Source organism: Aestuariivirga sp., assembly GCF_037139295.1.
Classification (GTDB): Bacteria; Pseudomonadota; Alphaproteobacteria; order Rhizobiales; family Aestuariivirgaceae; genus Aestuariivirga.
Map to the genome: position 1 here is coordinate 1 of NZ_JBAXGR010000185.1, position 3858 is coordinate 3858.

4 protein-coding genes and 1 pseudogene are annotated in these 3858 nt (G+C 60.1%); 3 read left to right on the plus strand and 2 right to left on the minus strand.

The features are described from left to right. The 3 genes and pseudogenes from WCJ41_RS20465 to WCJ41_RS20475 all read left to right on the plus strand — a co-directional run. Positions 1-485: pseudogene (locus WCJ41_RS20465) on the plus strand (nitrite reductase, copper-containing); the annotation flags it as partial. 106 nt (positions 486-591) lie between these two features. Continuing rightward, a complete protein-coding gene (locus WCJ41_RS20470; RefSeq protein WP_336907685.1) occupies positions 592-1170 on the plus strand; it encodes an SUMF1/EgtB/PvdO family nonheme iron enzyme in 579 nt (192 codons plus the stop codon). Between the two features lie 504 nt (positions 1171-1674). Then, complete coding sequence (locus WCJ41_RS20475; RefSeq protein ID WP_336907688.1) at positions 1675-2700, plus strand: LacI family DNA-binding transcriptional regulator; 1026 nt, start codon at positions 1675-1677, stop codon at positions 2698-2700. Here the strand turns inward: WCJ41_RS20475 and WCJ41_RS20480 are convergent. Together WCJ41_RS20480 and WCJ41_RS20485 are read right to left on the minus strand one after the other, a co-directional pair. Next, a complete protein-coding gene (locus WCJ41_RS20480) occupies positions 2697-3536 on the minus strand; it encodes a class II fructose-bisphosphate aldolase (RefSeq protein WP_336907686.1) in 840 nt (279 codons plus the stop codon). The genes WCJ41_RS20475 and WCJ41_RS20480 overlap by 4 nt on opposite strands. Then, a partial coding sequence (locus WCJ41_RS20485; RefSeq protein ID WP_336907687.1) for a 5-deoxy-glucuronate isomerase occupies positions 3533-3858 on the minus strand: 326 nt, incomplete at its 5' end. The genes WCJ41_RS20485 and WCJ41_RS20480, both read right to left, overlap by 4 nt.

The window sequence follows — 3858 nt, forward strand, 5'->3', positions numbered from 1 at the left end:
ATTTCTATATTCCGCGCGAAACCGACGGCTCCTTCAAGAAGTATGAAAGTGCCGGCGAAGATTTGTCCGACAGTCTCGATGTCATGCGCACGCTGATCCCAAGCCATGTTGTGTTCAATGGCAAGGTTGGCGCATTGACGGGCGAGAACGCAATGAAGGCTAAAGTTGGCGACCACGTGCTATTCATCCACGGCCAATCCAATCGTGACTCGCGCCCTCACATCATCGGTGGACATGGCGACTACGTCTGGGAGACGGGCAAGTTCGGCAACCCACCGGAAGTGGGTCTTGAGACCTGGTTCATTCGCGGCGGCTCTGCCGGTGCAGCACTCTACAAGTTCCGCCAGCCTGGCATCTACGCTTACGTCAATCACAATCTCATTGAGGCCGTGTTGTTGGGTGCAACTGCCCATATCAAAGTCGACGGCACATGGAATGACGACCTTATGATGCAGGTATCAAAGCCGGGTCCGATGAAGGCCTGACAAGATGTTTCGTAGCGCCATAGCGATTGTCCTGGGGGCGGTTGCCACGTCTTGGGTGGGCCTCCCCCTGGACCGCTCCTTCCGTGACCAAATGGTTCCGGTCCAAATGGCGAGCGACGCGGGGCGGACGATCTACGTGTCGGTTTATGAGGTGACCATAGACTCCTGGAGGAAATGCTATCAGGAAAAGGCGTGTGCCCATGCTCCGCCCGTGTCGGCACTCCGTAAATCGGCGCCTGTCACAGGCGTCAACTGGTTTGATGTGCAAGATTACATCGCTTGGGCTAAGTCCCGGAGCGGTCTCAAGCTACGCCTTCCGACACTCGCAGAATGGCGCGAGCTTGACCGCAGTTTAGCCAAGCCAAAGCCTGAACCTCTGTTCAAGGATCCACGGCTGGCCTGGGCAGCCAACTATGGCCAGGAGGACACCCCTGGTGGACCTGTACGCGCCATCGGGTCATTCTCGACTACTCCGGACGGCATCTCTGATCTGGATGGAAATGTCTGGGAGTGGACATCGACCTGCTACAAATCAGAACTCAATGACAAGGACTGTCCCGCCTATGTAGCGTCAGGGGCGCATGAAGCAGCGATGTCGGTCTTTGTTGGAAACCCGGCTTCCGGCGGCTGCGCTACGGGCACACCCCCTACCTATCTCGGGTTTCGATTGGTGGCTGACCGCTGATCTACCGCACCCGGCCATTTGCAATAAACACAAGGGCTGGAGACGGATCGCAGTCTCCCGGGTATCCGCCACTACCCCGCCTGGTCCCTGTAGCTTCGACTACGATGTCAACCGGGTGACGACTAATCGATCCAATGTTTTGCGGCGCCGAAGTGACAACCGCTCGCTCGAAATTTAGAGCCTCAGTCATGAGCTTCATTCGCAAGGTAGAGAATCTGGCGCACCATGCGGAATAAAGCTTTTAACTCGTATATAATTGAACTCGCGATATAAACAGAAACTCTCCCCAGTAGAGGCCACCCATACAGCAGCCACGCGCGACAGATCTGAGCCGCTTTGGAAACTGGTGCGCTACCCAGTGTATTCCGGCACGAATTTGTTGCGGTTCGGTATCACGGGAGGCCGTATTCAGGACCGGAAGGCATGCTTTCCGCATCAGGCGATGGATTTGCCGTCGCAACGGGAGCCAGCTATCGTGTACAGGGAAGTCCTGTAGAGCTGAACGTGTCAATCAAGTCCTCGCTGCCGCCTGTCCGCCGTCTTACGGCCCGCGAAGTTGCCGAGCGGGCTGGCGTATCGATTTCTGCTGTGTCTCGGACCTTTACGGCGGGTGCGAGCGTGGCGCCGGCAACGCGAGAGCGGGTTCTGATCGCGGCGGGTGAACTGGGCTACCGGCCAAACCTCATGGCGCAAAGCCTGATGACGGGCCGAACCAATCTCATCGGTTTGGTGTCTAACAATTTCGACAACCCGGCCTTCATGGAGATATTCGATCTCTTCACGCGCCGGCTTCAGGTGCGGGGCTTTCGTCCGCTGCTCGCAAACCTGTCGGCTGCCACCGAATCGTCTTCTGCCCTGGACATGCTCCTTCAATACAGTGTGGACGGCGTCATCGTGGCGTCATCAACGCTACCTGATCCGTTTATTGCGGGATGTAGGGCCGGCGGTCTTCCGCTCGTGCACGCCTTCGGCAGGGTGCGGCGGTCGGGCGCAGTCGCCGTGGCCAGCGTCGACAACGTTTCAGGCGGCCGACTTGCCGCCCAAGTTCTCGTCGAACATGGCTACAGACGCATCGCCTTTCTGGGTGGGCCTGCATCGGCAACCTCGACGGTCGACCGGCTCGACGGCTTGACCAAGGCCCTTCGGAAGCATGGCCTGCACCCCGTGCGCTCCGTATTTGGAAATGCCTATTCCCACGAGGCCGGGCAGGCTCTTATGAAGGAGTTGTTGCGAGACGGCGGCTTTGATGCGGTCTTCTGTGGTGACGACATTCTCGCCATGGGTGCTCTTGATGCTTGCGTCGAGGCGCGCGTCAGGGTGCCGGACCAGATCGGGATCCTTGGATTCAATGACATCGCCATGTCGGCGTGGCCGTCCTATTGCCTGACCACCATCCGCCAGCCCATTGGCGATATCATCAGCGCCGCGGTCGACATGGTCACGACCATGGTCGAGAGCGGCACGGACAGTGTTGGTTCGCGCAAGTTCCGTTGCACGCTGGTCGAACGCCGCACGCTGCGCCCGGTCTAGGAAAGCGTAGCGGGACCGATCCCGGTGATTGCGTCGCGAGCTGCGGCGCGAAGGGCTGCGATCGTCGGCTTGAGCAGTTCGATGCGGTCAAAGCTCGAAGGCTGGTCGGCCAGCGATTTTCGCAAGGCTGTGCCGAACGCCTGGCGGAGTTCGGTTCCGATGTTGAATTTTCTCACGCGATGCTGGTGGGCCAGAAGTTTGCGGGTGGTGGGTGGGATGCCGCTTGCCCCATGCATCACCAGCGGAACGGTCGTCGCCGCTTCGACGGCGCCCAGGGCAGCGAAGTTGACGCCGTCGGTCTTCTCCTGCTGCAGGTGCACGTTTCCAACTGAGATGGCGAGGGCATCGATGCCGGTTTCCGCCGTGAATCGCGAGGCCTCTTCCGGCGCGGTAAAACGCGAGCCACGCCCCTCTGCGTAGCCCACGAAGCCGACTTCGCCTTCCACCGAAACGCCTGCCGGGCAGGCAGCGCTGACAACCCGTTGCGTCAGGGCGATGTTGTCCGCCAGCGGCAGTGAAGACCCATCGATCATCACCGACGTGAAACCATGTTCGATCCCCTCGAGGCATTCCTCGAGTGTCGTGGCATGGTCGATGTGGCATGCGATGGGTACGCGCGCCTGATCGGCGAGATGGCGGAACATGCGCGCCAGAACGGGGATGGGCGTGTAGCGCCGGCAACCCGGTCCCGCCTGCAGGATGATGGGCAGCCCGGTCTCATCCGCCGCCTCAACGAAGGCAACGGCGTCCTCCCAGCCCAGCACCACGAGGCCGGCGACCGCATAGCGGCCCACTTCGGCGGCATCGAGCAGCTGGCGCATGGTGGCGATGGTCATTTGAACTTCGCGATCATGTCCTTGATGCCGGGGATCGTCTCGATCTGGTAGGCATGAACTGGCTGAAAGAACTGCACCAGCGGCCGCTGGCTGAGCCCGCCCAGGATAGTGAAATAGTACATCTCGTAGCCAGGTGCGGCCACGCAGGGATGATAGCCCCTGTCGAGGACCACCGTGGAACCGTTGATGATGTGATAGGCGTCGCCTACCGCACCGTCCTCGCGCTGCACCAGTTGCAGTCCGAAGCCATGGGCAGGCCGGAAGCGGAAGTTATAGGTCTCGTCATGCCGCGTCTCGATCGGCAGTCGGTCGGTATCATGCT